4 protein-coding genes are annotated in these 1,196 nt (G+C 43.9%); all 4 read right to left on the bottom strand.

What is annotated here, in order from left to right; genetic code table 11:
• Window positions 1-166, bottom strand: a 166-nt coding sequence (gene rpsQ / locus PE36_RS23625; RefSeq protein ID WP_006034644.1) for a 30S ribosomal protein S17, incomplete at its 3' end; no start/stop codon positions are given.
• A gap of 1 nt (window position 167) precedes the next feature.
• Window positions 168-359, bottom strand: coding sequence for a 50S ribosomal protein L29 (gene rpmC / locus PE36_RS23620; protein WP_006034643.1), 192 nt, complete (start codon window positions 357-359; stop codon window positions 168-170).
• Entirely contained in the window at window positions 359-769 is a 411-nt protein-coding gene (gene rplP / locus PE36_RS23615) for a 50S ribosomal protein L16 (protein WP_006034642.1), read from the bottom strand. The genes rpmC and rplP overlap by 1 nt, the downstream gene beginning before the upstream one ends.
• A gap of 11 nt (window positions 770-780) precedes the next feature.
• A partial coding sequence (gene rpsC / locus PE36_RS23610) for a 30S ribosomal protein S3 (protein ID WP_006034641.1) occupies window positions 781-1,196 on the bottom strand: 416 nt, incomplete at its 5' end.

The raw sequence follows: 1,196 nt of genomic DNA, 5'->3' as shown, positions 1-1,196 counted from the left end.
CATTTAGTTGACATTCGTTATTCTCATCATGTGCGTGTAGTTTAGTAGTACGCTTGATGAACTTACCGTATAACGGGTGTTTCACTTTACGTTCTACTGCAACAACGATAGTTTTATCGCCTTTGTTGCTAACAACACGACCCTGTACAGTACGAATAGTGCTCATATTATACACCCGCCTTTTCGTTCAGGATGGTCTTAACACGCGCGATATCGCGACGTACATTTTTGATTAAATGCGTTTGTGCTAGTTGGCCAGTACTTAACTGCATACGTAAGTTAAATTGCTCACGTAGTAGGTTAAGTAACTCAGCGTTTAGCTCTTCAACATTTTTTTGTTTAAGTTCGCTAGCGTTCATTACATTACCGTCTTAGTTACGAAAGTTGTAGAAATTGGAAGTTTCGCATCAGCAAGTTTGAATGCTTCACGAGCCAATTCTTCAGGAACTCCAGCCATTTCATAAAGGATTTTGCCAGGTTGTACTTGGCAAACCCAATACTCAACGCTACCTTTACCTTTACCTTGACGTACTTCAAGCGGCTTTTGTGTAATAGGCTTGTCTGGGAACACGCGGATCCAGATTTGACCTTGACGCTTAACGTGACGAGTCATAGCACGACGAGCTGCTTCGATTTGACGAGCAGTAAGTCGACCACGACCAGTAGCTTTAAGACCGAATTCGCCGAAAGTTACGTTTCCGCCTTTTGCAAGACCGCGGTTACGGCCTTTGTGCATTTTGCGGAACTTCATGCGTTTTGGTTGCAACATATCAGAGTCTCCTATTTAGCAGCTTTAGGGCCACGACTGCGACGTTTAGGCTTCGAAGGTGCTTCAACTTCTTGAGTAAGTGGTAACTTACCTAGAACTTCACCTTTAAAGATCCAAACTTTCACACCAATGATGCCGTAAGTTGTAAGAGCTTCTGCAGTCGAGTAATCGATATCAGCACGGAAAGTATGTAGAGGCACACGGCCTTCACGATACCATTCAGCACGAGCGATTTCTGCTCCGCCTAAACGTCCGCTTACTTGAACTTTAATACCCTTAGCACCTAAGCGCATTGCATTTTGTACTGCACGCTTCATAGCGCGACGGAACATAACACGACGTTCAGGTGGAGAAGCGATACCTTCAGCTACTAATTTAGCATCTAGTTCAGGCTTACGGATTTCTGCGATATTGATTTGTGCAGAAG

Origin of the sequence: Moritella sp. PE36, from assembly GCF_000170855.1 — a bacterium.
GTDB lineage: Bacteria > Pseudomonadota > Gammaproteobacteria > Enterobacterales > Moritellaceae > Moritella.
The sequence above is the reverse complement of the archived record's forward strand: the minus strand, read 5'-3'. Positions and strand labels throughout refer to the sequence as shown.

Coding starts and splice junctions, on each gene's coding strand:
- rplP (WP_006034642.1), bottom strand. CDS start 769: ATGTTGCAACCAAAACGCATGAAGTTCCGCAAAATGCACAAAGGCCGT.
- rpmC (WP_006034643.1), bottom strand. CDS start 359: ATGAACGCTAGCGAACTTAAACAAAAAAATGTTGAAGAGCTAAACGCT.